Annotated in this window: 16 protein-coding genes; 13 read left to right on the forward strand and 3 right to left on the reverse strand. The window is 66.3% G+C overall.

The window, feature by feature from the left end:
* The first annotated feature begins 295 nt into the window (after positions 1-295).
* From AB0M74_RS12145 to AB0M74_RS12195, 11 genes are all read left to right on the forward strand, one after another.
* A complete protein-coding gene (locus tag AB0M74_RS12145) occupies positions 296-1,303 on the forward strand; it encodes an alpha/beta hydrolase family protein (protein ID WP_364905292.1) in 1,008 nt (335 codons plus the stop codon).
* A 328-nt stretch (positions 1,304-1,631) separates the two neighbouring features.
* Complete coding sequence (locus AB0M74_RS12150; RefSeq protein WP_364905295.1) at positions 1,632-2,693, forward strand: alpha/beta hydrolase family protein; 1,062 nt, start codon at positions 1,632-1,634, stop codon at positions 2,691-2,693.
* Between the two features lie 399 nt (positions 2,694-3,092).
* Complete coding sequence (locus AB0M74_RS12155; protein WP_364905374.1) at positions 3,093-4,088, forward strand: alpha/beta hydrolase family protein; 996 nt, start codon at positions 3,093-3,095, stop codon at positions 4,086-4,088.
* A gap of 291 nt (positions 4,089-4,379) precedes the next feature.
* A complete protein-coding gene (locus AB0M74_RS12160; protein WP_364905298.1) occupies positions 4,380-5,414 on the forward strand; it encodes an alpha/beta hydrolase family protein in 1,035 nt (344 codons plus the stop codon).
* A 376-nt stretch (positions 5,415-5,790) separates the two neighbouring features.
* Positions 5,791-7,563 (forward strand): alpha/beta hydrolase-fold protein, encoded by a 1,773-nt coding sequence (locus tag AB0M74_RS12165; protein ID WP_364905377.1) that lies wholly within the window; start codon positions 5,791-5,793, stop codon positions 7,561-7,563.
* 662 nt (positions 7,564-8,225) lie between these two features.
* Positions 8,226-8,753 carry a DUF732 domain-containing protein gene (locus AB0M74_RS12170; RefSeq protein WP_364905301.1) on the forward strand — a complete coding sequence of 176 codons (528 nt, stop codon included), beginning with the start codon at positions 8,226-8,228 and terminating at the stop codon, positions 8,751-8,753.
* Positions 8,750-9,742: a cutinase family protein gene (locus AB0M74_RS12175; RefSeq protein WP_364905304.1), complete on the forward strand. Its 993-nt coding sequence runs from the start codon at positions 8,750-8,752 to the stop codon at positions 9,740-9,742. Before AB0M74_RS12170 ends, AB0M74_RS12175 begins: the two co-directional genes overlap by 4 nt.
* 192 nt (positions 9,743-9,934) lie before the next feature.
* The gene (locus tag AB0M74_RS12180; protein ID WP_364905307.1) at positions 9,935-10,954 is read left to right on the forward strand and encodes an LLM class F420-dependent oxidoreductase; all 1,020 of its coding nucleotides are present in this window, start codon (positions 9,935-9,937) and stop codon (positions 10,952-10,954) included.
* Positions 10,955-11,147: 193 nt separating this feature from the next.
* Positions 11,148-13,061: a long-chain-fatty-acid--AMP ligase FadD32 gene (gene fadD32 / locus AB0M74_RS12185; RefSeq protein ID WP_364905310.1), complete on the forward strand. Its 1,914-nt coding sequence runs from the start codon at positions 11,148-11,150 to the stop codon at positions 13,059-13,061.
* A 117-nt stretch (positions 13,062-13,178) separates the two neighbouring features.
* Positions 13,179-18,563, forward strand: a complete 5,385-nt coding sequence (gene pks13 / locus AB0M74_RS12190) for a polyketide synthase Pks13 (protein ID WP_364905313.1) — start codon at positions 13,179-13,181, stop codon at positions 18,561-18,563.
* Positions 18,564-18,592: 29 nt separating this feature from the next.
* Positions 18,593-20,137: an acyl-CoA carboxylase subunit beta gene (locus AB0M74_RS12195; RefSeq protein ID WP_364905317.1), complete on the forward strand. Its 1,545-nt coding sequence runs from the start codon at positions 18,593-18,595 to the stop codon at positions 20,135-20,137.
* A gap of 66 nt (positions 20,138-20,203) precedes the next feature.
* Here AB0M74_RS12195 and AB0M74_RS12200 read toward each other — a convergent pair whose 3' ends face one another.
* Positions 20,204-20,701, reverse strand: a complete 498-nt coding sequence (locus tag AB0M74_RS12200) for a peptidylprolyl isomerase (protein ID WP_364905320.1) — start codon at positions 20,699-20,701, stop codon at positions 20,204-20,206.
* A gap of 289 nt (positions 20,702-20,990) precedes the next feature.
* Here AB0M74_RS12200 and AB0M74_RS12205 point away from each other — a divergent pair, with 289 nt between their 5' ends.
* The gene (locus AB0M74_RS12205) at positions 20,991-24,305 is read left to right on the forward strand and encodes an arabinosyltransferase domain-containing protein (protein ID WP_364905380.1); all 3,315 of its coding nucleotides are present in this window, start codon (positions 20,991-20,993) and stop codon (positions 24,303-24,305) included.
* 109 nt (positions 24,306-24,414) lie between these two features.
* Here AB0M74_RS12205 and AB0M74_RS12210 read toward each other — a convergent pair whose 3' ends face one another.
* Together AB0M74_RS12210 and AB0M74_RS12215 are read right to left on the reverse strand one after the other, a co-directional pair.
* Complete coding sequence (locus tag AB0M74_RS12210; RefSeq protein ID WP_364905323.1) at positions 24,415-24,663, reverse strand: hypothetical protein; 249 nt, start codon at positions 24,661-24,663, stop codon at positions 24,415-24,417.
* Positions 24,660-25,064, reverse strand: coding sequence for a helix-turn-helix domain-containing protein (locus tag AB0M74_RS12215; protein ID WP_364905326.1), 405 nt, complete (start codon positions 25,062-25,064; stop codon positions 24,660-24,662). The genes AB0M74_RS12210 and AB0M74_RS12215 overlap by 4 nt, the downstream gene beginning before the upstream one ends.
* A gap of 98 nt (positions 25,065-25,162) precedes the next feature.
* Here AB0M74_RS12215 and AB0M74_RS12220 point away from each other — a divergent pair, with 98 nt between their 5' ends.
* The gene (locus AB0M74_RS12220) at positions 25,163-26,095 is read left to right on the forward strand and encodes an NADP-dependent oxidoreductase (RefSeq protein WP_364905329.1); all 933 of its coding nucleotides are present in this window, start codon (positions 25,163-25,165) and stop codon (positions 26,093-26,095) included.
* Positions 26,096-26,859 lie beyond the last annotated feature (764 nt).

Here is a 26,859-nt window from a genome sequence, read left to right on the forward strand (position 1 = left end):
CCCACGGATCACCGTGGGCTCAGTAGTTTCATTGGACGATGCCGATAGAGTGGCGTACGCCGCTTTATCACTTTTTGATAACGCCCATGCATCGATGACACGTTAGGCTCCGACGGTACGCCCGCCGGTGGCGTTCCCTCGTGATGGGCGAAAACCGGCGGTCACCGTAAAACGATCGGATTCGGTCGGATGAAGGAAGGGTCCAAACAAGATGCGAGGCGTTATCGGGCGTAAGACCGAAAGTGGACGTCTGAGATCCCGGAGAGCCGGTTCGTGGTTCAAGCGGTCGGTGCTGATGTCGCTGGCCGTTTTGCTACCGCTCGGGGTGTCGGTGGCAGGACCCGGTGCCACCGCGTCGGCAGCGTTCAATCCCGACGCGTTCGACTTCTGGGTCGACTCGTCGATGGGTCCGATCAAGTCGCGAATTTTCCGCGCGGCCGACGGCAACACCGGACGTGTGGTGTACGCGCTGGACGGTATGCGGGCCCGCGGCGACATCAACGGCTGGGAGGCCGAGACCGAGATCGCCCGCGAGCTCACCAAGTGGAACATCAACGTCGTCATGCCGGTCGGCGGACCGTCCAGCTTCTACGCTGACTGGAACGCGCCGGGCAACTTCCTCGGCCTCAACACCGGTTCGACGGGATCGGCCAACGGCTCCTCGTCGGGTTCCGCGATGACGGGTTCCTCGGGCTGGAACGAGACCCTGGGCAAGAACAACACCTACAAGTGGGAAACGTTCCTCACCAACAATCTGCGTTGGGCGCTGCGGGACCGGCTCGGCTTCAACTCGAACGGTAACGGCGTGTTCGGCCTGTCCATGGGCGGCAGTGCCGCGCTGACGCTGGCCGCCTACCACCCGGACCAGTTCCGGTACGCGGGCTCGTACTCGGGCTACCTGAACATCTCCGCGCCGGGTATGCGTGAGGCGCTGCGGGTGGCCATGATCAGTGCGGGTGGCTACAACATCGACGCGATGGCGCCGCCGTGGGGCCCGCAGTGGCTGCGGATGGACCCGTTCGTCTTCGCGCCGCGACTGATCGCGAACGGCACCAGGGTGTGGGTCGCCGCCGGTAGCGCGCTGCCCGGTCCCGCCGACGCGACTGCGCCGCTGGACATCCTGCAGGGCACGCCACTCGAGGCGCTCGCGCTGGTCAACACCAGGGCTTTCCAGGTCCGCATGATGACCCTCGGTGCGCAGAACGTCACCTACAGCTTCCCGTCCGTCGGTATCCACAACTGGCGCAACTGGGAGGCCGAGGTCTACCGGATGATTCCGGACCTCTCGGCCAACATCGGGTGAGAGTTCATGAGCCCGGCTCCCTAGAGCCGCGGACGCGGTGAAACCGGCCGCCTGATGCGTATGCATCAGGCGGCCTTTTCGTTATGCGAAGCAGGGCGTCCCCAGCCGCCTCGGCAACGAATGCGCTCCGACGCACGCTGCGTTTCTTGTGGCTTGAATCACTTTCCAGCAACATAGAAGCATTCTCTTGCGATTGATACACGGAGAACATGCATGCAGGTGGAAATATCCGTTTTAGGCAGATTTCCCGTCTGAGTGCCCGATGAGGAGGCTGGTTAAGATAGCTAACGATTTGCTGATCGGCCATCCGGATGGAAGGTCGAGAGGAATGCGAAGTCCGCGCTGGAAAGGTAGGACCGGTGGCTCGGCGGCCCCGAATTCTCGGTGGCGCAAGTGGGCCGTCGGGGTAACGGTCGCCCTGCTCATGCCGCTGGGGATCACCATCGCAGGTAGTGGTGCGACAGCATCGGCGGCCTTCGATCCCGCCGCGTTCGATTTCTGGGTCGACTCCGGCATGGGTCCGATCAAGACCCGGGTCCTGCGCGCCGCGGACGGCAACACCAACCGCGTCGTCTACGCGCTCGACGGCATGCGGGCCCGCGAGGATCTGAACGGTTGGGAGATCGAAACCAACATCGCCGAGATGCTGGCGAGCCAGAACATCAACGTGGTCATGCCGGTCGGTGGCCAGTCGAGCTGGTATGCCGACTGGAACGCGCCGAGCGAATTCTTCGGCGTTCCCGCTGGTTCCGGTTCGTCCTCTGGTTCGGGTGCCATGAATGTGCTCTCCGGCGGTCCCGGCAAAAGCTACCGGTACCAGTGGGAGACCTTCCTGACCGACAACCTGCGCTGGGCGCTGCGGGACCGGCTCGGCTTCAACCCGAACCGCAACGGCGTCTTCGGCCTGTCGACCGGTGGCAGCGCGGCGCTGACGCTGGCGGCCTATCACCCGGATCAGTTCAGCTTCGCGGGCTCGTTCTCGGGCTACCTGAACAACTCCGCACCCGGGATGCGGGAAGCCATCCGAACCGGCATGATCGACGCGGGCGGCTACAACGTGGACTCGATGGCGCCGCCATGGGGCCCGCAGTGGCTGCGGATGGACCCGTTCGTCTTCGCGCCGCGACTGATCGGCAACGGCACCCGCCTGTGGATCGCCGCGGGCAGCGGCAGGCCGGGCGTCACCGATGCGCCGAGCTTCAACACCCTCACCGGTATGGGGCTGGAAAGCTTGGCGTTGGTCAACACTCGCGCGTTCCAAGTGCGGATGGCCTCACTCGGGGCATCCAACGTCGTCTATTCCTTCCCGGCCTTCGGCATCCATGCCTGGAACAACTGGCAGGACGAGGTCTATCGGATGACTTCCGACCTGTCGGCGAACATCGGCTGACGTTTCATCATGACGAACCGCCCGGCACCCCCTTCGGTGCCGGGCGGTCTGTTGGTATTCGCCTGAAATATTGCCCATGCACGCTGATTAGCTAAACAGTTGCTGTCATGGGAATTTCGATCTGGCATAGGTCTCGCGACGCTGGTCGCGCGGTGGTCGGCAAAACTCCGGTTTTTCATCACGATCCGGTCTCGCAGTGCGTTTCCATCGGGATCAGCTTCGAACAACTGCCTATAGAAGAGCGGTAACGCCGCGACATGCCCGGTGTGGGGAGTCGTCGGTGCCGAGCGTCGATCCTCATGCACGACAGTTGCGATCAACAGTGATCGCACGGGCGAAAGGTCGAATGGAATGCGATCAGGCGTAGTGCGCGGAAGTGTTGCCGATGTGCTGGGACGCATGCTCGAGGCCGAGGGGCGCGGTGGGCGCCGTCGTTGGCTGCGCCGGTCCGTCGCCGGCGTGGCCTTCGTGCTCGCCCTCCCGTTCGGAATCGCGGTCACCGATCTCGCCACGCCGGCCGCGGCGAGCTTCGACCCGGCCGGCCACGATTTCTGGGTCGACTCCAGCATGGGCCCGATCAAGACCAGGATCTTCCGCGCTATCGACGGCAACACCAACCGCGTCGTCTACGCCCTCGACGGCCTGCGGGCTCGCAACGACCTCAGCGGCTGGGAAATCGACACCGACATCTCCCGGGTGCTTCCGCAGTGGAATATCAACGTGGTGATGCCGATCGGCGGGATGTCCAGCTTCTATTCGGACTGGATCGCGCCGAGCAACACCAATGGCCAGCAGCGCGCCTACGCGTGGGAAACGTTCCTGACCGAGAATCTGCGCTGGGCGATGCGCGATCGGCTCGGCTTCAATCCGAACGGCAACGGTGTATTCGGTTTGTCCATGGGCGGCAGCGCCGCGCTCGCGCTCGCCGCCTATCACCCGGATCAATTCCGGTACGCGGGCTCGTATTCGGGCTACCTGAATATCTCCGCACCCGGGATGAAGGAGGGCTTGCGGCTGGCTCTGCTCGACGCGGGCGGATACAACATCGACTCCATGTGGGGCCCACCGTGGGATCCGCGCTGGCTGCGCAACGACCCGTTCATGTTCGCGCCGTTGTTGCGCGCGAACGGAACTCGGCTCTGGATTTCCTCCGGCAACGGCCAGAGCGGTCCCCGTGACGTAGTCAACAACGCGCTCGACGCCTACAACCTCAGTAATGCAATGGCGCTCGAGACGATCGCGCTCGCCAATACCCGGGCCTTCCAGCTGCGTCTGGACTCACTCGGCCCGACGAATGTGCACTTCGACTACACGCCGATCGGTGTGCACAACTGGCCGTACTGGGCCGACCAGGTGTACAACATGCTGCCCGATCTCAGTGCCAATCTGGGGTGAATTCCGGATCGGGCACGACATCTCCGAGCGAACGCGATAGGGTCTCCGCACGATCACAGGTTGTGTACGGGCGGATTTCGGCCACTCGGTTGCCTCGGCCTTGCTTAGGCTTCCGGCGTCGAATATCGTCCAGCAAGCGCAAGTGTGACCAGATCGTTGTAGCGCCGTCTTTTTGTGTCGGAATGTCGGGGTCCGACACACATGTGACGCGCGTCTCGTTCGAAGCACGGGTGCTGCCCGGCCCTCATGGGTGACGGGCGGTACCACAACAGCAGAAAGAGAGCAGGATTCATGCGTTTCGGCAGGGCAGCCGGCCCGAACAGAAGCACGGGACGGCGAGTCACCCCTCGCGGTTGGCGCCATCGAATTCTGGCTGTCGGTGCCGCAGCACTAGCGCTACCGATCGCCGCCGGAGTGGCGGCCCCGACCGTTGCCATGGCCGCCCCGGCGCACAGCCCTGTGCTGCGCGCCCCCGCGGGTGGCTTCGAGGACCTGATGGTCCCCTCGGTCATGGGCCCGATCAAGGTTCAGGTGCAGTGGGCGGCGCGCGGCGGCAACGCGGCGCTGTATCTGCTCGACGGCCTGCGTGCTCGCGACGACCGCAACGCGTGGTCGTTCGAGACGAACGCGCTGCAGCAGTTCGGCAACGACAACATCTCCCTGATCATGCCGGTCGGCGGCCAGTCGAGCTTCTACACCGACTGGTACGCGCCGAGTAACACCAACGGTCAGAAGACCACTTACAAGTGGGAGACGTTCCTGACCAAGGAGCTCCCGGCCTTCCTCGAGGGCTACGGCGTTTCCCGCACCAACAACGCGATCGCGGGCCTTTCGATGGGTGGCAGTGCCGCGCTGGCCCTCGCCGCCTACCATCGCGATCAGTTCAAGCAGGCCTCGTCCTTCTCCGGCTACCTGAACATCTCCGCGCCCGGTATGCGTGAGGCGATCCGTATCGCGATGCTGGACGCGGGCCGCTTCAACGTCGACTCGATGGCGGCGCCGTGGAGCCCGGCATGGCTGCGGATGGATCCGTTCGTGTTCGCGCCGCAGCTCAAGGGCCTGCCGATGTACATCTCGGCGGCCAGCGGCCTCCCGGGTCAGTTCGACCGGCCGAACTCGGCGGTCGGCGCGTTCAACACCAGTAACGCCATGGCGCTCGAGGCGCTCTCGCTGGTGAACACCCGTGCCTTCCAGGCTCGCCTCGCGACCCTGAAGATTCCGGCTCAGTTCGACTTCCCGGCCCAGGGCACCCACTCCTGGAAGTACTGGGAGGGTGAGCTTTTCAAGGCCCGCAACGGCATCCTGGATGCCACTGGCGGCTGGTGATCTAGCCGCATAAGCGTCGAACGGCGCCGTCTGCTCCCGAACAGGGAGCGGCGGCGCCGTTTGCGTTTTGTTAGCAGCGGGCAGTATGCCGCCGGGATTTCGTCAGGGCACGGGTCGCTCGTCGGGCATGTCCAGGCCATGTCTCGCACTCGACGCAGGACCAGTACGGGCACGTAGTGGCACCCTGCTCGGCCTGTCTGCGCCAGGAGGTGGATTGGCTTGCTTCCCGCGCGTCCTACCAGGTTGATCGCCCTTCCAGGGGTAGAAAACACTTGTGGCAGGGATCAGGGGCGGCAGATGGGGTGGACGCGGACGCGGCGACGCCCGCCGGGCTTGTGGGCGGCTCGCGCTGCTGGCCACCGTGGTGGCGCTGCCGATGGTCGCTGGGCTTTCGCCGCTGACCGCACCCGCCGCCGCGCAGCCGGAGCCCGCCGCCATCGCGCCGGCGGCCGCGTCGGTGCAGAAAATGGTGTGGCTCACCGACCGCCGGGTCGCCCTGTGGGTCGATTCGCCGTCGATGGGCGCGCCGGTCCAGGTGCAGCTGCTGCTGGCCAGGGACTGGAACACCCACCCGGCCGCCAGGTTTCCACTGCTGTTCATGCTCGATGGTCTGCGCGCCACCGAGGACGAGAACGGCTGGACCAAGGACGCGGGTGCCGCCGACTTCTACGCCGACAAGAACGTCACTGTTGTGCTGCCGGTCGGCGGTCAGTCGAGCTTCTACTCCGACTGGCTGCAGCCGAACAACGGCCACAACTACAAGTGGGAAACCTTCCTGACCAAGGAACTTCCGCCGCTGCTCGAGAGCCAGTGGCGGGCAACGGATGTGCGGGGCATGGAGGGCCTCTCGATGGGCGGCACGGCCGCGATGTTCCTGGCCGCGCGCAATCCGAGCTTCGTCAAGTACGCCGCGTCGTATTCCGGCTTCCTCACCACGACCACCCTCGGTATGCCGCAGGCGATCCAGTTCGCCATGCGTGACGCGGGCGGGTTCGACTCTGCGGCGATGTGGGGTCCGCCGACCAGCCCGGAGTGGGAGGGTCACGACCCGTACGCGCTGGCGGACAAGCTGAAGGGGATCAGCCTGTACATATCCAGCGGTAGCGGTGCGATCGGGCCATTCGACCAGGCCACCGCCATTCCCGGGGTGAGCGCCAACTTCACGGGTATGGGTCTGGAGATTCTGTCGCGGCTCACCTCGCAGAACTTCGTGACCAAGCTCGCCAAGCTGACCGTCCCGGCCCAGGTGAATTACCGCCCCTCCGGCACCCACTCATGGCCGTATTGGGATTTCGAGATGCGGCAGTCCTGGCCGCAGGCCGCCGCCGCACTCGGCATCGACGCGGGTAAGGCGTCCTGCCAGGCAGCAGGCGCGATTGCCGCCGTGGCCACCGCCAATAACTGGCTCGGCGACTGCCTCACCGCCGAATACCAGGTGAACGAGGGTGTGGCCCAGGACTTCCAGTCCGGCCGGGTGTTCTACTCGCCCGCGACCGGCGCGCATCCGGTCGGCGGCATGATCGGTGGCGGCTACCAGGCCGCGCTCGGTGTGGTTGGATTGCCGACCGACGACGAGCGCCCGCTGCCCGACGGCCGCGGCCGGTTCCAGGCATTCCAGCACGGTTCGCTCTACTGGACCCCGGAGACCGGCGCCCAGGTGGTGCGTGGCGCGATCCTCGACGAGTGGGGCAAGCAAGGCTTCGAGCGCGGACCCGCCGGTTATCCGATTGCGCCGGAGGTCAGGACACCGAGCCGGGACGGCTCGGTGCAGGCCTTCGAGAACGGGCCTTTCTACTACAGCCAGAAGACCGGCGTGCACCGGCTGCACGGGCTGATCATGGGCAAATACGCCCAGCTGGGATACGAGAACAGCTGGCTGGGCTTCCCGGCCGCCGAAGAGCTGCCGCTGAAGGACTTGGGCCGCTTCAGCAGGTTCGAGGGCGGCTGCATCTATTGGAGCCCGCTGTCAGGAACGTGGGCGGTCCGTTCGGGTCCGATCATGGACACCTGGAGGGATGCCGGCTACGAGAACGGCAAGCTCGGATACCCGATCAGCGACGAGTTCACGGTCCCCGGCGGTGTCCAGCAGAATTTCCAGGCCGGATTCATTGTCGTACGCGACGGCAAATCCGAGGTCCACGGGCTGTAGTTTTTGGCAGCGCCTTCGACGCTGCGTGTTCGCGGCCCCCTTGGTCTCGCTTCCGAGCCGTCGAGACTCGCGCCTTCGGCGCGGGGGCGTAGGGGGGGCGGGAGCGAGACGGGGCGCGTGCGCTTCGACGGCTCGGAAGCGAGACGGGCCGCGAACTCTAGTGCTCGGTCTCGCTGCGCTCGGAAGACATCATCGTGCCGAGTGGGTGGGTTGGTAGTTGAGGTTGCGACTTCGGGGATGTGTTTCGGTTGTGGTGGGGTGGGCCGTGACGTTGATTGCTGAGCTCGGAAGGTGTCGTCGTGTTCAGAGGGCTATCGGTAGCTGAGCTTGCGACTTCGGCGGTTGCGGTTGGGCTGGTGTGGAGGTGGGCTGCGAGGGGTGGGGTTTGGGCTCGCTTCGCTCGGAGGGTGACATCGTGCCGAGTGGGTGTGTTGGTGGCGGAGGCTCGCGACCCTGGTTGATGCGGCTGGGCTGCGCGAGAGGTGCCGAAGACCAGGGCTCGATCTGGCTTCGTTCGAGAGACGTCATCGTGCCGAGTGGCGCATTGATGATGGTCACTGAATCAACCGTTCAACGCGCGGTGCCGCAAGCGCCGCACTGTGGACCCAGCTAGCCTGGTGGCGATCGGCCCCTATTCGCCAACAGATCGAGGACACGAATTCATGCATCGGACCCGTGGAAAGGTACTCGGCGTCGCTGTGGCGCTCGCCGCCACCGGATTGCTCGCCGCATGCGGTGACAATGATTCGACGGCATCGAGCACTCCGAAGCTGACCCCCACCACGACGGCCTCGCAGCCGCCCGCCACGTCGAGCAGCGCAGGTGGCGACACGGGGGCGCAGACACCCGCGCCCGAGTCGACGCCCGCAGAGACGGTCGCCCCCGAGCGTCCGCAGCCGGTGCCGACCGATGTCGTGCCACCGGGGGAGACAACCAAGCTCACCGACAAGGACAAGAAGTTTCTCGACGCGCTGAAGGCGCAAGGTGTCGCCGCTTCCAGCCCGGACATCGCGTTGAGCATCGGCACCTATGTCTGCCAGGGCGTCGCGGCAGGTGCCTCCGAGCAGGACCTGACGACCTTCGTGAACGCGATGGCCGGATCCGACCCGTCCTTCGATCCGGCGAAGATGCCGGTCGAGAAGGTCGGCAAGATCTACATCGACACCGCTAAGCAGACGTACTGCCAGTGAGTGTCCGTCGAGGTAGGGCTTCCCGCCGGTTCTGGCCGGTGGGATGTCTGGTGCTCCTCGCGATCGTCGCGTTGGTCATCGTTGTCGTGCTGCTGCTGTGGTACCTGCTCGCGGGCAGACTGCGCCCGCCGGGACCGGGACCGGGACCGAAGCCGCCGGAGCGACCGACCTCGCAGCCTGCGAGCTGCCCGGATGTCCAGATGATCTCGGTGCCGGGCACCTGGGAGTCCAACAGCAACGACGACCCGCACAATCCGACGGCCAATCCGATCTCGTTGATGCTCAACATCTCCGGGCCGGTGCAGGGTCAGTTCCCGCCGGGCAGGCTGGATGTGTACACCGTCCCCTATGTCGCGCAGTTCTCGAATCCGATCGCGATTCCGCCGGATGGCCAGCAGTCCTACAACAACAGCCGTTCCGAGGGCGCGCAGCGGATGGTCGACGCGATGGCGAAGCGGCATCGGGAATGTCCGTTGACCACCTACGTGATCGCGGGCTTCTCGCAGGGCGCGGTCATCGGCGGCGACGTCGCCTCCCAGATCGCCGCAGGCAAGGGTCCCGTCCCCGCCGATCAGGTGTTGGGTGTGACGCTGATTGCGGATGGACGGCGGACCAATGGCAACGGACCAGGGCAGCCCATCCAGATCGGGAACCCGCCAGCCGGTGTCGGCGCGGAGGTCGCGTTGAGCGGTCTGAACGTGCCGGGGATCACCATGACCGGTCCGCGGCCGGGCGGCTTCGGCTCGCTGGCCGACCGCACCTTCACGATCTGCGCGCCGGGCGATCTGATCTGTGACTCGCCGCGACAGGCGCTGAACCCGCTGAACATCATCGGCAGCACCCTGACATTGATCCGCGCGGCCGGCAACCCTGTGCACAGCCTCTACAACGGCTTCGTGGTCGACAGCGACGGAACAACCGCGACCCAATGGACGGTGAACTGGGCGAACGGTCTGATCGAAGGGGCGCCGCACCCGCCGCACTCCTGAGAAGTCCACCTGTGAACAACCACAGCGTCGCGGCCCGACATCAGGGTCATGCATGCCTGCATACCGAAGCCTCGTCAGTCGGACCGGAGCAGGCTGTAAAGTGCGCTGATGATCGCGACGCCGGCTGCTGCCCCCAGGACCGGGGGCAGGCCGGCGCGCAGGCAATTTCCTTACAGCCAGGAGCATGAGTTCATGACAGAAGCCGCCGCACCGGCTGGTGAGTTGACCGCGTTGGGGACGCCGCTGCGTAGCTTCCGCTTCGCGGCCGCGGGCGAAGGAAACAAGCAAGAGGGCGGTGCCCGCAAGTTCATTCAGACGGCACAGCAGGCCGAGGAGTACGGCTTCGACACTTTCGTCGTGCCCGATCACCTCGGTGACCAGATCGGTCCGATCGCCGCGCTCGGTGCCCTGACACAGGCCACCGAGAAGATCCGGCTCGGAACGTCGGTGCTGGCCAATGGCTTTCGGCATCCTGTGGTGCTCGCCAAGGATCTCGCCACCATCGATGTGCTGTCGAAGGGCCGCCTCGAGGTCGGCGTCGGTGCGGGCTGGAAGCAGGACGAGTTCGCCGCCGCGGGGCTGCCCTACGAGACGCCCGGCATTCGGCTGGAGAAGCTCGACGAGACGCTGACCATCCTCGATGTGCTGCTGCGTGGCCAGGAGTGCACCTTCGAGGGCAAGCACTACCAGGTCAACGGCATCAAGGGCACGCCGCGACCGCGTCAGGGTCCGCGCCCGCCGATCTGCACCGGCGGTGGTGGCCCGAAGATGCTCCGGTTGGCCGCCAAGCACGCCGACATCATCTCGATCGTTCCTGTCACCACCAAGAACGGCAAAGGTCTGCTCTCGGGCATCACCATGTCCAAGACCATCGAGAAGGTGAATCTGATCCGCGAAGCCGCGGGCGATCGGTTCACCGACATCGAGCTGAACTGGGCCATCACCGCGATCGTCATCACCGACGACCGTGAGAAGACCGCGGAAATGGCCCTTTCCGCGATCGATCGAGGCCTGCACCCCGACCTCGAGGTCGACGTGAAGCTCTCGGTCGAGGAGATCCTCGAATCGCCGTATGTTGCCATCGGCACCTTCGAGGAGATCGCCGAGCAGATCCGTAAGGTGCGGGAGCTCACATCGATGTCCTATGTCGGTGTGTTCCCCACCCAGATGGACGCTTTCGCGCCGGTTATTCCACTGCTGCGGGATGAGTGAGCCACGCTCCTCTGTAACATGACTCTGGTTTGAGAACATCTAGCCGATAGCGGTCACCGCGCAGACCGCAACAAAATCTGCAGGCTGGCTCTTCGTACGTAGAGCACCCGCGGGCGATAGCGAGTCGGGGCCTCACAGGTAACAGCGGCGATGTCGCCGTCTTGCTGCGATGTGCCTCGGAGGAGAAGAAGGAATGGAAGAGACTTTCGACGACTACCTGGACGAAACCGGGAACATCCGTATTCCCGAGGATCACACCCTGGTCGATCACGTCGAGAAGCACACTCGGAACGACGCGAACACCCTGGCCTACCGCTACATCGATTACTCGCGTGAACGTGATGGCGAAGCCCAGGAGCTGACGTGGCGTGAATTCGGCATCCGGCTGCGCGCGGTGGCCGCTCGACTGCAGCAGGTGACCAACCCGGGTGACCGGGTCGCGATCCTGGCGCCGCAGGGCCTCGATTACGTGATCTCCTTCTTCGCCGCGATCTACGCGGGCACCATCTCGGTGCCGCTGTTCGACCCCGATGAGCCGGGTCACACCGACCGGCTGCACGCGGTGCTCGGCGACTGTGAGCCTGCTGCCATCCTCACCGCGAGCTCCTCCGCGGCCGGCGTGCGCCAGTTCTTCCGCTCGTTGCCTGCCGCCCAGCGCCCGCGCATCATCGCCGTCGACGCGATCCCCGACAGCGTCGGCGAAACCTGGGTGCGTCCCGACATCGCGATCGATGACATCGCCTACCTGCAGTACACCTCGGGCTCCACACGGACCCCCGCCGGTGTCGAGATCACCCACCGGGCGGTCGGGACCAACCTGCTGCAGATGGTCGATGCCATCAACCTCGACTGGAACTCCCGCGGCGTTACCTGGCTGCCGCTGTTCCACGACATGGGTCTGCTGACGGTGATCCTGCCTGCGGTCGGCGGCAAGTACATCACCATCATGTCGCCCAGCGCGTTCGTGCGCCGCCCGTACCGCTGGATCAAGGAACTGGCCGCCGCCTCCGATGGCGCCGGAACCTTTGCCGCCGCACCGAACTTCGCGTTCGAGCACGCGGCCGCGCGTGGGCTGCCGAAGAACGGCGAGTCGCTGGATCTGTCGAACGTGATCGGCCTGATCAACGGTAGCGAGCCGGTGACGACCTCGTCGATGAAGAAGTTCAACGACGCGTTCGCGCCGTTCGGCCTGCCCAAGACCGCGATCAAGCCGTGCTACGGCATGGCGGAGGCGACGCTGTTCGTCTCGGCGACCAAGGCCGAGGACGAGGCCAAGGTGGTCTACGTCGACCGTGACGAGCTCAATGCAGGTCGCATGGTGAAGGTCGAGCAGGGCACCGAGAACGCTATCGCCCAGGTGAGCTGTGGCTATGTGGCGCTGTCGCAGTGGGCCGTGATCGTCGACCCGGACGCCATCGACGACGACGCGGGCCGCGAGCTGCCCGACGGCCGGGTCGGTGAGATCTGGCTGCACGGCAACAATATGGGCATCGGCTACTGGGGTCGCCCGGACGAGACTGCCGCGACCTTCAAGAACAAGGTCACCCATCGCCTGCCCGAGGGCAGCCACGCCGACGGCGCCGAGGACGACGCCAACTGGATGCGCACCGGCGACTACGGCGTGTATCTCGACGGCGAGCTGTACATCACCGGTCGCGTGAAGGACCTGGTGATCGTCGACGGCCGCAATCACTACCCGCAGGATCTCGAGTTCTCCGCACAGGAGGCGAGCAAGGCGCTGCGACCGGGCTTCGTCGCCGCGTTCTCGGTGCCCGCCAACCAGCTGCCTGCCGAAGTTTTCGAGCAGGGCAGCCATTCGGGCCTGCAGTTCGACGCCGACGATGCTTCCGAGCAACTCGTCATCGTGGGTGAGCGTGGTCCGGGCGCAGGCAAGGCCGACCCGCTGCCCATCGCCGACGCGGTCCGCGCGGCGGTGTCGCAGCGCCACGGTGTCACCGTGCGTGACGTGCTGCTTGTGCCCGCGGGTTCGATCCCGCGCACCTCCAGCGGCAAGATCGCTCGGCGCGCCTGCAAGACTGCTTATCTGGAGGGAACGCTGCGTGGGGGTTACACCCAGCAGGCCTTCCCCGATGCTCCGGAAGAGTAATTGCCCGCAGGGGTGCTTCGGCGAGCCGACCAGCGGTGCTCGGCGCGCCGAACCACCCCCATGCCGAGCGTCAATTCCAGGCGCGCCCGGTACGCAGACAGGTAGCTTGAGGAATTGATGGCTGACAACGAGGGCACGCCCACCCAGACGACCGATGTTGCGCACGCCGAGGCGGACGCAATCGATACCGCTGACGCAGAAAAGGCTACGCAGTCCGCTGCGGAGTCCACTGCCACGACGGAGTTGTCCGTCGCGGAATTGCGGGAGTGGCTGCGGCGCTGGGTCTCCGACGCGACCGGTCAACCCGTGGAGAACATCACGGTGGACCGGCCGATGGAGGAGTTCGGGCTGGCCTCGCGTGATGCCATCGCGCTCGGTGGTGACATCGAAGAGCTCACCGGTGTTGTGCTGACGGCGACGGTGGTCTATCAGCATCCGACCATCGCGTCGCTGGCGGAGGTCGTCATCAACGGTGATCCGGAGTTGCCGCGGGAATCCGACGACGACTCGTTCTACACGGCCGGGTACCAGCCGGGTGCGGCGCACGACATCGCGATCGTCGGCCTGTCGACCCGGCTGCCCGGTGCGGGCGACACCCCTGAGTCGACCTGGGAATTCCTGATCAACCGTGGCGATGCGATTCGGGACCTGCCGGAGGGCCGGTGGGAGGAGTTCACCAGCGAGCCCGAGGTCGCCGCGGCGGTTGCCGAGGGCAACACCCTGGGCGGCTACCTCGACCAGGAGGTCGTCAAGGGCTTCGACGCGGAGTTCTTCGCGATGTCGCCGATCGAGGTCGAGCGGGTCGATCCACAGCAGCGCCTGATGATGGAGCTGACCTGGGAAGCGTTGGAGCATGCCAGGATTCCGGCGAGTGAGCTCAAGGGTGAGCCGGTCGGCGTCTTCATCGGCTCCTCCAGCAACGAATTCCAGTTGATCGCCGCGCTCGGGCTGGGTAATCCCGATCCGAATGTGCCCGCCTCGGCGGAGGCGTACGCCATCATGGGCAGCGTTTCCAGCATCATCCCCAACCGGGTGTCCTATTTCTTCGACTTCCGCGGCCCGTCGGTCGCCATCGACACCGCCTGCTCGTCGACCATGGTCGCCGTGCACCAGGCGGTGCGCGCGCTGCGTGACGGCGACGCGAATCTGGCGCTGGCCGGCGGCGTGAACATGCTGCTCTCGCCGATGGCGACCCTCGGCTTCGACCGCAATGGCGGTGTCGCCAAGAACGGCCACATCAAGGCCTTCTCCGCGGATGCCGACGGCATGGTCCGCTCCGAGGGCGGCGGTCTGGTCGTACTGAAGCGGCTTGCCGACGCCGAGCGTGACGGCGATCAAATCTACGCGGTGATCAAGGGTTCCGCGGTCAACAATGACGGCAGGTCCAACGGCCTGCTCGCGCCGAACCCGGACGCGCAGGCCGACGTACTGCGCCGTGCCTACCGCGATGCGGGTATCGCGCCATCGACTGTCGACTACATCGAGGCGCACGGCACCGGCACGCTGCTCGGTGACCCGATCGAGGCCGACGCGCTCGGTCGGGTGGTCGGCCGCGGTCGCGAGGACGACAAGCCCGCGCTGCTCGGTTCGGCCAAGTCCAACTTCGGACACCTCGAGTCCGGCGCCGGCGCGGCCAGCCTGGCCAAGGTGATCATGGCGTTCCAGCACAATGTGCTGCCGCCGAGCATCAACTTCGTCGGCCCCAACCCCTACATTCCGTTCGACCAGGCGCACCTGAAGGTCGTCGCGGAGCCGACGGAATTCCCGCGCTACAGCGGTACCGCGACCGTCGGCGTCTCCGGATTCGGCTTCGGCGGTACCAACGCGCACATCGTGCTGCAGGAATACGTGCCCGCGCAGGCCGCTGCCGCGGCCTCCGAGGATGTCCTCGTCGACGACGAGACCACCGATGTCGTTGCCGACGGTACCGAGATCGCGGCCGCCGAGCCCGTCGCGGATGCCGCCCCGACCGCAGCGCCCGAGGCGGAATGGTCGGCCGAGCGCGAAGAGCCGCTGCCGGTGATTCTGGCCGTGTCGGCGTACTTGCCCTCGCGTCGTCGTCGCGCCGCCGCGGACCTGGCCGACTGGCTGGAATCCGACGCAGGCCGCGACGTCTCGCTCGCGGATGTGGCGCGGTCGCTGGCCAAGCGCAGCCACCACCGTTCGCGCGGTGTGGTTCTCGCCAAGACACACGAGGAGGCGGTCGCGGGCCTGCGCGCTATCGCGGCGGGTAAGCCCGGCGCGGGCGTTTTCACCGCCGACGCCCCCGCGGCCAACGGCCCGATCTGGGTGCTCGCCGGTTTCGGCGCGCAGCACCGCAAGATGGGCAAGCAGCTCTACCTGGAGAACTCGATCTTCCGCAAGGCCGTCGACGAGGTCGACGAGCTGGTGATGGACGAGGCCGGGTACTCGATACGCGAGATGATCCTGGACGACAGCCAGGACTACAACGTCGGCACCTCGCAGGTCGGCATCTTCACCATCCAGATCGGCCTGGCCGCGCTGCTGCGCGCGCACGGCGCCGAACCCGATGCGGTGGTCGGTCATTCGATGGGCGAGGTCGCAGGGGCCTACATCGCCGGTGGTCTCCCGCTCGAGGACGCGGTGCGCGTGATCTGCGCCCGCTCGCGCCTGATGGGTGAGGGCGAGGCCATGATCACCGATGCCGACGTGCGCAATATGGCGCTGGTCGAGCTCAGCGCCGACGATGTCGAAAAGCTGCTCGTCGACTACCCGGACGTGGAATGCGCGGTGTACGCCGCACCGACGAACACGGTGATCGGCGGCCCACAGGACCAGGTCGCGGCCATCGTGGCGCAGGTCGAGGCGGCAGGAAAATTCTCTCGGGTGCTGCAGACCCGCGGCGCCGGGCACACTTCGCAGATGGACCCGCTGCTCGGTGAGCTCGCGGCCGAGCTGGCGGGCATCGAGCCGACCACGTTGAAGGCGGGCCTCTACTCGACCGTCAACAAGGAGCAGTTCTACCGCGCGGGCAGCGATCCGGTGCACGACGAGGACTACTGGGTCAAGAACATGCGCCACGCGGTGTACTTCACCAATGCGGTGAAGCTCGCGGTGGACACCGGGCATACCACGTTCCTGGAGCTGGCTCCGAATTCCGTTGCGCTGATGCAGGTTCTCGGTACGACCTTCGCGGCGGGCCTGCACGACGCACAGCTCATCCCGACACTCAAACGCAAAGAAGACGAGTCGGCGGGCGTCATCGCCGCTCTCGCCCAGTTGTACGTGCACGGACACCGCGTCGAGCTGTCCTCGCTGCTGCCGGTGGGCGACTACGCCGATATCCCGCGGACCACTTTCCTGCGCAAGCAGTACTGGCCGAAGGCGCGGATGTCTTCCGGTGCGGGTAACGACCGGGTGCCGGGCGCCCACGTCGCGCTGCCCGATGGCAGGCACGTGTGGGAGGTGCAGGCATCGGCTGTCACCGATCTCGCCGCGCTGGTGAATGCCGCTGCGGCACAGGTGCTCAGCGACGTATCGATGGGTGCATCGATCCCGCACGCGGCGCTGCCGAGCACGGGAACACTCACCACCACGTTGATGCCGCATCTCGGTGGCGCGTCCGTACAGGTGCATGCCCGTGTGGGCGCGACTTTCCAGCTGCTGTTCGAGGCGGTCGTCGCCTCCGGCGCGCCGCTGCCCGAAATCGTTGTGGCCGCATCTGTTCCGGGTGCCGCGCCCGCGACGACCGGTGACGCGGACATCGAGATCGTCGAAACCTTCGGTGACCGTTGGGATCCGGAAGGCACGCAGCCGCTGGAGGAGCGGCTGGCGCTGATCGTCGCCGAGTCGATGGGCTATGCGGTCGAGGATCTGCCGATGGAGATCCCGCTGATGGAGCTCGGCCTCGACTCGCTGATGGCGATGCGCATCAAGAACCGGGTCGAGTACGAATTCGACATTCCGCAGCTGCAGATCCAGGCCGTGCGCGATGCGAACCTGAACGAGGTCGGCAAGGTGCTGCGCTATGCCATCGACCACCGCGAAGAGATGCAGGCGATGGCCGACAAGCAGGCCGCGGGCGAGGAAATCGTGGTCGACGGCGGTTTCATGGCCGCGGCCCGCGCGGCACTGGAGGCCGGCGAGGATCCTGCGGCCGCGGTAGCGAATATGGCTCCCGCCGAAGGGGTTTCGCTGAACATCGAGAGCACGTCGGTGGAGTCGGAAGCCCAAGCGATCGTCGCGGAGGCGGAGACCGCCGCAGGCGTTACCGGAGCCGCCGCGGGCACGGCGACGCCGGCCGCGATCTCGGCAGAGCAAAGTGCTGCGGCCGAGGCGAAGAACGCCGCCATCGAACAGTCGCTCGACACCGTGGACACCACGGTGCAAGCCGCTGCCGCGGCGGTTGTCGCGCAGGATCCCGCGGCGGTCGAGTCCGTCTTCGGCGCACCGCAGCAGGCCGACGAGGACGATGTGCCACCGCGTGACGCCGCCGAGCGGTTGACCTTCGCCACCTGGGCCATCGTCACCGGAAAGTCCGCGGGCGGCATCTTCAACACGCTGCCGATCCTGGAGGAGGAACTCGCCGAGAAGCTGGCGGCCCGACTCACGGAGCGGGTCAAGGCCGAGGTCACCGTAGACGACGTGCTCGACTGCGAGACCATCGAACAGCTGGCCGATATCGTGCGCGAGCTGCAGGACAGCGGCGCCGATGTGGACGGCTTCGTCCGGCCGCTGCGCCCACGCGCCGCGGATTCGAATGCCGTGCCGGTCTTCGTGTTCCATCCGTCGGGTGGCAATACGCTGGTCTACGAGCCGCTGCTCAAGCGGCTGCCGTCCGACACTCCGATGTACGGCTTCGAACGCGTCGAGGGCGACATCGTGGAGCGCGCGCGCCAGTATCTGCCCGAACTGCGCAAGATCCAGGGCAACGGTCCGTACGTGCTGTACGGCTGGTCGCTCGGCGCGGTGTTCGCGCTGCAGGTCGCGCAGCTGCTGCGGGCCGAGGGCGCCGACGTGCGCATCGTGGGCCTGATCGACCTGGCCATCCCGACCGAGGGCGAGGACAACAGCCCCGAGGAGCGGGTGCGCCGCGTCGAGCGCTACCAGGCCTTCGCGAAGAAGACCTATGGCGTCGAGGGCGAGCTCGATCGCGAGCAGTTGGAGACGTTGGCCGCGGCTTCCGATGAAGAACAGTTCAAGATGATCAGCGATCTCATCAAGATCAGCGGGACCAAGATCCCCGGCGGTGTGCTGGAACATCAGCGCACCTCGTGGATCGAGGGCCGCCACTTGTCCAAGACCACGCCGACGCACTATGACGGCGATGTGGTGCTGTACCTGGCGGATCGCTATCACGACGGCATGATCGAGCTGGAGCCGCGCTACGCCGATCGGCGGCCCAACGGTGGCTGGGACGAGTACATTCCCAACCTCGAGGTCATCCACATCGCGGGCGATCACTTGCAGATCGTCGACGAACCACGGATCGGAAAGATCGGAGCAGACCTCACCGCGAAGCTTGCGGTGATTACCCCTTAGGGGGTGCACGACCTGATGAGAGGGGCCAAGTGAGCACTACTGCCGAGAAACTCGCCGAACTGCGCAAAAGACTCGAGTTGGCGCAGGAACCGGCGGGTGAAGCGGGGGTGGCGAAGCGGGCGAAGAAGGGAATACCGAGCGCCCGGGACCGGATCTACATGCTGCTCGATCCGGGCACCTTCGTGGAAATCGGTGCGCTGGTGCGCAAGCCCGGCGACCCGTCGGCATTGTACGGCGACGGTGTGGTCACCGGGCACGGCCTGGTGGACGGTCGGCCGGTCGCGGTGTTCTCGCACGATCAGACCGTGTACGGCGGATCGGTCGGCGAGATGTTCGGCCGCAAGGTCGCCTACATCATGGAATACGCGGCGCGGGTCGGCTGCCCGGTGGTCGGTATCAACGATTCCGGTGGCGCGCGTGTCCAGGAGGCGGTGACGTCGCTGGCCTGGTACGCCGAGCTGGGCCGCCGCCAAGAACCGTTGTCCGGCATGGTGCCGCAGGTGTCGATGATCCTCGGCAAGTGCGCGGGTGGCGCGGTGTATGCCCCGATCAACACCGACGTGGTGGTGGCGACCGAAGAGGCGTACATGTTCGTCACCGGCCCCGGCGTGATCCGGGAGGTGACCGGTGAGGACGTCAGCCTCGAGGAACTCGGCGGCGCCAACAGTCAAGCGCAGTACGGCAATATCCATCACGTCGCCAAGGAGGAGCGCGACGCTTTCGAATGGGTGCGTGCCTACCTGAGCTTCCTGCCGACGAGCTGCCAGGAGCTGCCGCCGGTGGTGAATCCGGGTCTGGAGCCTGAGACCACCGACAGCGATCTGGAACTGAATTCGCTTGTCCCCGACTCGGACAACGCGGGCTACGACATGCACGAAATCTTGTTGCGTATTTTCGACGACGGCGATTTCCATGAGATCGGCGCGGCGTCCGGGCGCAATATCATCACCGGATTCGCTCGGGTGGACGGACGCAGCGTCGGCGTGGTGGCCAACCAGCCGATGGTGTCCGCCGGTGCGCTGGACGCACGGGCCTCCGACAAGGCGGCGCACTTCGTGCGGATGTGCGACGCGTACGAGATTCCGCTGGTGTTCGTGGTGGACACCCCCGGCTTCCTGCCCGGCGTCGAGCAGGAGAAGATCGGCGTCATCAAGCGCGGTGGCCGGTTCCTGTTCTCCTACGTGGAGGCTACCGTCCCGAAGGTCACTGTGGTGATCCGCAAGTCCTACGGCGGCGGATACGCGGTGATGGGCTCCAAACAGCTTGGCGCAGACGTGAATCTGGCGTGGCCGACCGCGCGCATCGCGGTGATGGGCGCGGAGAGTGCGGTCAGCCTGATCGGGCGCAAGCAGATCGAGGCGGCTCCGGAGCAGCAGCGTCCGGCCGTGCGTCAGCAGATGATCGACTTCTACAACGCGACCATCGCGACACCGTGGGTGGCCGCCGAGCGCGGTTACATCGACGCGGTCATCGAGCCGTCGGCGACCCGGCTGGAGCTACGTCGCGCGCTACATCTGTTGCGCGACAAGAAGCTTGCCCGCAATCCGCGTAAACATCACCTGCTGCCGCTCTGATCCGCCCTACGCGATCGGGCCGCACCCCGGTGGAGTGCGGCCCGATTCGCGTTGTGTGACAACAGGTCAGGCGACGGACGCCGTTGCGATGACGACCTCGTCGCGCGGCACGTCTTGGTGTCCGCCCTTCGAACCGGTGCTGACCGCGGCGATCTTGTCGACCACCTCGGTGCCCTCGACAACCTTGCCGAAAACCGTGTAGCCCCAGCCCTGCGGGCTCGGCGCGGTGTGATTGAGGAAGCCGTTGTCCGACACGTTCACGAAGAACTGCGCGGTGGCCGAGTGCGGGTCGTTGGTGCGCGCCATCGCGACGGTGTACTTGTCGTTCTTCAGGCCGTTGTTGGCTTCGTTCTGGATCGGGGCCTTGGTGGGCTTCTGCTTCATGTCGGGCGTGAAGCCGCCGCCCTGGATCATGAAGCCGGGGATAACGCGGTGGAAGATGGTGCCGCTGTAATGGCCGGCGTTCACGTACTCCACGAAGTTCGCTACGGTGCCCGGCGCCTTCGCATCGTCCAGCTCCAGCACGATCTGTCCGTAAGTAGTCTCGAGATTCACCTTGGTCATGACCCCCAGCTTTCCACTGACCCCACATCCGGTCAGCCATTCGGGGTCTACTTTCTGTTCGCTCGACTGCTGCCAAGCCCCCTTTCCTCTCGATTCGGGCCTGTTCCCGGTGCCACAGTGAGCGGGGACTGCCGGTGGAGGACCCTGGCTTTTCCCAGGATGACCGGGCGATAACCGGTGGTCGGCCCGAACGCCGACGCCACGCGAGGCCCAACTGCGTCTGGCCTGAAGACGCGGAGAGGCAGGGCAGCTAGCATTGCCAATCGTGCCCGACGCCGCTACTGCTGTCTTGACGAAACCGCCTGCCGCGCCCGCGGCCGCGCCGAACGATTTCCGCACCGCGCGAATAATCGCGCTCGTGGCGGGTGTGCTGGGGGCACTGTTCGCGCTGGCGAGTCCATTCCTGCCGGTCGCGCAGACGACCGCCGTGCTGAACTGGCCGCAAGACGGCAAGCTCGGCAACGTGCAGGCGCCGCTGATGTCGCAGGTGCCGACCGACCTGAAAGCCACCATTCCGTGTGCCGCGGTCGCGGAATTGCCCGAGCAGGGCGGCATGCTGCTTGCCACCGCACCGCCGCAGGGGGATCGGGCCGCGCTCGAGGCCATGTTCGTGCGGGTGTCGGACACCGCGGTGGACGTGATCGACCGCAACGCAGTGGTGGCCTCGGCGCAGCGGTCGCAGATGGGTGAGTGCTCGTCGATCACCATCAGCTCCGACAGCAACAGCACCAAGGCGACGTTCGACGGCCTGACCGCGATGGTGGAGAAGCCGGTCGAGGGCGGCGCGCCCGGTGCCAAGCAGATGGTCGCAGTGCCGGTCGCGGGGCAGCTCGCCGGTGATCTGCGGCCGCAGGTAGTCGGCGTCTTCTCCGACCTGCAGGGCGCGGTGCCCGCCGGGTTGTCGATGCAGATGACTGTCGACACCCGCTTCACCACGACCCCGACAGTGATCAAGCTCATCGCGATGATCGCGGCGGTGGTGTGCACCCTGATCGCCCTCGGTGCGCTGGCCCGGCTGGACGGCAGCGACGGGCGCGGCCACCGCCGATTCCTGCCTGCGAACTGGCTGAAGCCGACCTGGACCGACGGCGGTGTCATCGGGGCCCTGCTGGTGTGGCATTTCGTCGGCGCCAACACCTCCGACGACGGCTACATCCTGAGCATGGTGCGGGTCGCGCCGCACGCGGGTTACATGGCCAACTATTTCCGCTGGTACGGCGTGCCGGAGGCGCCGTTCGGCTGGTATTACTACGTGATCCAGATCTTCTCGGAGATCTCGACCGCGAGCGCGTGGGTGCGGTTGCCCGCGCTGGCCTGCGCCATCCTCTGCTGGATGGTGATCAGCCGCGAGGTCGTGCCTCGCCTCGGTCGCGGTGTACGCACCAGCAAGGTTGCGCTGTGGACCGGTGGGCTGGTCTTCCTGACCTTCTGGATGCCGTTCGACAACGGCCTGCGCTCGGAGCCGATCGTCGCGCTCGGCGCCCTGCTGACCTGGGTGTCGATCGAGCGCGCCATCGCCACTGGTCGCCTGCTTCCGGCCGCGGTCGCGATTCTGGTTGCCGCCTTCACTCTGGCAGCCGCACCGACCGGGTTGATGTGTGTGGCGGCCCTGCTCGCCGGTATCCGCCCGCTGGTGCGGATCGTGGTGCGACGGCATCGGCAGTTCGGCACGCTGCCCTTGCTCGCGCCGATAGCGGCCGCCGGTCTGCTGGTGTTGATCGTGGTCTACAGCGACCAGACCTTCGCGGGCATCCAGGAAGCCAACCGGGTGCGTCAGGCCACCGGCCCGAACCTCGCCTGGTACGAGGACTACCTGCGCTACTACTACCTGTTCGTCGAGACTGTCGACGGTTCGCTGCCGCGCCGGTTCGCCTTCCTCGCGATGCTGCTGTGCTTGTTCACCACCATGCTGGTGCTGTTGCGGCGCAGGCAGGTTCCCGGCATCGCGAGCGGTCCGACCTGGCGGCTGATGGGCGTTGTCCTCGGCACCATCTTCTTCATGATGTTCAACCCGACGAAGTGGACCCACCACTTCGGCGCCTATGCGGGCATCGCGGGATCACTCGCCGCGGTCACCGCGGTGGCGGTGTCGGCGAGTGCATTGCGGGCGCGGAAGAATCGAGCGATATTCCTCGCCGGGTTGCTGTTCCTGTTGGCGATCTCGTTCTCCGGCATCAACGGCTACTGGTATGTGTCGAGCTTCGGTGTGCCATGGTTCGACAAGCGGATCTCGCTGCACGGCTACCAGTCGAACACCCTGATGCTCGTGCTCTTCGGCGCGGCGCTCGCGCTGGTCGCCTGGTACGCGCTGCGCGAGGACTACACCAAGCCACAACCTTCGGCGAAGTCGGCGCGCGGCAAGCGAATTCGCAAGTTCGCCGCCATCCCGCTGACCGTTGTCGCCGCGCTGATGGTCGCCCTAGAGGTGCTCTCGTTGGTGAAGGGTGCGTACTCGCAGTACCCGGCCTACTCGTTGGCCCGCTCGAACTTCGACGCACTGGGCGGCAACACCTGCGGTCTCGCCAATGACATTCTGGTGGAACCGGATCCCAACGGCGGCAGGTTGTCGCCGATCGTCGACCCGGCCACCTCGCTGAAGGATCCCAACGATCCGCTTGCCGGGGCCGACCCGGTCGGCTTCGATCCCAACGGCGTTCCGAAGGATCTGTCCGCCGATAGCGTCGAGGTGAAGCCGGGTACCGGCAATACCTCCACCCAGTCCGTCGGCGCCGCGTTCGAGAAGGGCCAGAGCGCAGGTACCGGCGGCGGCGTCGGCGCGCGTGGTGTCAACGGCAGCACCGTGGCGCTGCCGTTCGGGCTCGACCCGGCGACCACCCCGATCCTGGGTAGTTACCAGGAGGGGGTGCAGCAGCCCGCCCACGTGGTGTCCAGCTGGTACGAGCTGCCCGCCCGCTCGCCGGAGAAGCCGCTCGTGGTGATCTCGGCGGCAGGCCGCATCCTGTCGATCGACGACACCGGCGACGTCAAATACGGTCAGTCGCTGACCGTCGACTACGGCAAGCGGCTGCCCGATGGCAGCGTCGAATCGCTCGGCACCTACCTGCCGCGCGATATCGGTCCGTTCCCGTCGTGGCGCAACCTGCGGGTTCCGCTCGACCAGATCGCGCCGGAGGCCGATGCGGTGCGGATCGTCGCCAACGACCCCATCCTGATCGGTGACCAGTGGCTGGCCTTCACCCCGCCGCGGATGCCGAAGTTGCAGTCGCTCAACAGCTTTATCGGCCCCGAGCAGCCGGTCCTGTTGGACTGGGCGGTCGGTCTGCAGTTCCCGTGCCAGCGTCCGTTCGACCACAAGAACGGTGTCGCGGAGGTGCCCGGTTACCGCATCCTGCCGGATCGCCCGTTGGCCGTCAGCTCTACCAACACCTGGCAGGCCGAAGAGTTCGGCGGTCCGCTCGGGTTTGCCCAGATGCTGGCGAAGTCGACAACGGTCCCGACCTACATGAAGGACGACTGGGCCCGTGACTGGGGCTCCCTGGAGCGCTACGACCAGTACGACCGCAATGCCACCCCTGCGAAGCTGCAGACCGGAACGGCCACCCGTGGCGGTTTGTGGTCGCCGGGACAGCTCCGGGTGTTCTGACCCGTCGGGGCGCCCCCGCCCGGGGCGCCCCGGACATGACGAAAGGCCGTCGCGCCGGTGATGTCCACCGGCGCGACGGCCTTCGTGCTCTCAGTGCTCGGACGGGTGGTCAGACCTTCGTCATGCGAAGGCCGAGTTCACGGCGAAGCAGTTCGGGCGAGGGGTGGCGGGCCAGTACACGCAGCACCGCCGGTCGTAGTTCCCGTTGCTCGTCGGCGGTGAGCATTCCGACGAGGTCGCGTAGATCCATGTCATCGAAGGCCGCGGTCATGGTGCTCAGATTACGGTCCCGCCGCAGGTTCGGCAGGTTTTCGGATTGCCAATAATGGGGGTAGTTCTGGCTGTACCGGCGCGTCATATTTTCGACTCGCCGTCGTAACGCGCTCGCGCGGCGAGCACGTCGTCCATCCGTTCCTCGGCCCATGATTTGATCACCGACATCACCGGTTGCAGGCTGCGGCCCAGCGCGGTGAGTTCGTAGTCGACGCGGACCGGCACCTCGGCGGTGATTCGGCGTTCCACCAGACCGTCGCGTTCGAGAGTGCGCAGGGTTTGGGTGAGCATCTTCGGGCTTACTCCGGCGATGGACCTGTTGATCTCTGCGTAGCGCAGCGGGCCATCGGACAGCGCGACGAGCACCAGGCTCACCCATTTGTCGCTGATCCGGTCCAGCAGTTGGCGAGTGGGGCATTCCGCGACGAAGGCGTCGTACCGCTGTTTCGCCAGCTCACGGTGCTGCGCCGCTGTTGTGGTCGCCATGGACTTCCCTTACTGCTCGTTACGCACTCTGAGGTAACTACTACCGATCAGATAGTAACGGTCTTAGGTTGGTCGATGTCCACCAGGAAAGGAACATCATGCGTGCAGCAGTCGTCCGTGAGCCGGGTCTCGAAGCCGTTGTCGAGCTCGTCGAGGTACCGACACCACAACCCGGGCGTGGCGCGGTGCGGATCAAAGTCGCTGCGGCGTCGGTCAATCCGGTCGATCTGATGGTGCGCGGGGGTGTCGGCGGCACGCCGTTCGCCGCACCGCGCGCGCAATGGGGCATCGGCTGGGATGTCGCGGGCACCATCGACGCGGTGGGCGCCGGCGTCACCGAATTCGAGCCAGGCCAGCGGGTGATCGGCATCAGTGACCGACTCGACGTCTCGCTTGCCGCGCAAGCCGATTACGTGGTCCTCGAGGCGGGCAATGTCGCCCCCGCCCCGACAACCGTGAATTCGGTTGCCGCCGCGACGATTCCGCTCAACGGCTTGACCGCACTCCAGGCCCTGGCCGCCATCGACGCACAGCCGACGGAATCCCTGCTGATCACCGGTGCTGCCGGTGCGGTCGGTGGTTTCGCCGTCGAACTCGCTGCCGCAGCGGGGATCCGGGTGATCGCCTCGGCCGCCGCCGCCGACGAGCAGGCGGTGCGCGCGCTTGGCGCCACCGACTTCATCCCCCGTGAATCGTCACTGCCCGACGCGGTACGCGAAATGATCCCCGGTGGCGTCGACGCCGCCCTGGATGCCGCCGCCCTCGGCCCCAGAACCCTCGCCGCCGTCCGTGCGGGCGGTCGCTTCGTCTCGGTCAGCGTCCCCGCCACCCCGATCCCGCTGCGCGGCACCCAGGTGACGACTGTCCTCGTGCGCGCCGACCGCGCGCAACTCGACGAGCTCGTCACGGCCGTCGACACCGGCAAGCTGACCCTCCGGGTCGCCGACACCTACCCACTGGACGCCGTCGCCGCGGCCCAACAGCGCCTCGCGGCAGGCGGACTTCGCGGCCGCCTGGTTCTGGTCCCATAGCGCCGAGCACTCCACGGATCCGCACGGTCAGCAGCGCGCTTTCGAAATTCATCAACACGCCACCACCGCCAGTCTGCCCGCCTACCCGGGGGCGGAAGAGAATGCTAAGGACGGCACATGACGTGCCCAGCGCTGTCTGGAAGCAACCCCAAACGCAACCTCGCGCCCTGAACCGGGCTTGGGCGGGGGGTGCCGGGCTGGGCAGGGTGTATCGGACTCGAGCGCGTTCCGGGCCTGAGCGGGGTGTGTATCGGGCTTAGGTGGGGCTTGAGCGGGGCGTGTACCGGGCCTGTGCGGCGTGTGTATCGGGCCTAGGCGGGGCCTGAGCGGGGGGCGTGCACCGGACCCGAGCGGAGCGCGTTCCGAACCCCTAGCGGAGCTCGTACCGGACCCCTAGCGGAGCTCGTACCGGACCCGAGCGGGGAGCGTTCCGGGACTCACCCACCACGATCCCGCCCACAACAGTTGGCCCACCAGCGAACTTCCGGGGCAGTGCTGGGCACTCCGCGTGCCGTACCCGACTTACCTCCCGCAGCCAGGTGCGAGGTATCGAGTTCCGGCGTGGTCATCTGGCTGTGGTTATGTCTCGAGCAGTTCCCCGAGGCACTGACCCTGTGTCAGCACTCTGTGAGGGTGGGCGAGGGTAGTGAAATGGTGGTTGAGGGTGGAGGCGGATTCACGTGGTCGATGCAACAGGGGCAGTGTTGGACAGTACCTGGTCGAGGATGTAGGTCGGTGTTCGGAAGCCGTGGCGTTTGCGGGGT

This window comes from Nocardia sp. NPDC051463 (assembly GCF_040681975.1).
In the GTDB taxonomy this organism is placed as follows: domain Bacteria; phylum Actinomycetota; class Actinomycetes; order Mycobacteriales; family Mycobacteriaceae; genus Nocardia.

Bases quoted from the DNA above. Each gene is read 5' to 3' on its own strand.
- AB0M74_RS12145 (WP_364905292.1), top strand. From the start codon at position 296: ATGTCGCTGGCCGTTTTGCTACCGCTCGGGGTGTCGGTGGCAGGACCC.
- AB0M74_RS12150 (WP_364905295.1), top strand. From the start codon at position 1,632: ATGCGAAGTCCGCGCTGGAAAGGTAGGACCGGTGGCTCGGCGGCCCCG.
- AB0M74_RS12155 (WP_364905374.1), top strand. From the start codon at position 3,093: ATGCTCGAGGCCGAGGGGCGCGGTGGGCGCCGTCGTTGGCTGCGCCGG.
- AB0M74_RS12160 (WP_364905298.1), top strand. From the start codon at position 4,380: ATGCGTTTCGGCAGGGCAGCCGGCCCGAACAGAAGCACGGGACGGCGA.
- AB0M74_RS12165 (WP_364905377.1), top strand. From the start codon at position 5,791: ATGGTCGCTGGGCTTTCGCCGCTGACCGCACCCGCCGCCGCGCAGCCG.
- AB0M74_RS12170 (WP_364905301.1), top strand. From the start codon at position 8,226: ATGCATCGGACCCGTGGAAAGGTACTCGGCGTCGCTGTGGCGCTCGCC.
- AB0M74_RS12180 (WP_364905307.1), top strand. From the start codon at position 9,935: ATGACAGAAGCCGCCGCACCGGCTGGTGAGTTGACCGCGTTGGGGACG.
- fadD32 (WP_364905310.1), top strand. From the start codon at position 11,148: ATGGAAGAGACTTTCGACGACTACCTGGACGAAACCGGGAACATCCGT.
- pks13 (WP_364905313.1), top strand. From the start codon at position 13,179: ATGGCTGACAACGAGGGCACGCCCACCCAGACGACCGATGTTGCGCAC.
- AB0M74_RS12200 (WP_364905320.1), bottom strand. From the start codon at position 20,701: ATGACCAAGGTGAATCTCGAGACTACTTACGGACAGATCGTGCTGGAG.
- AB0M74_RS12210 (WP_364905323.1), bottom strand. From the start codon at position 24,663: ATGACGCGCCGGTACAGCCAGAACTACCCCCATTATTGGCAATCCGAA.
- AB0M74_RS12215 (WP_364905326.1), bottom strand. From the start codon at position 25,064: ATGGCGACCACAACAGCGGCGCAGCACCGTGAGCTGGCGAAACAGCGG.
- AB0M74_RS12220 (WP_364905329.1), top strand. From the start codon at position 25,163: ATGCGTGCAGCAGTCGTCCGTGAGCCGGGTCTCGAAGCCGTTGTCGAG.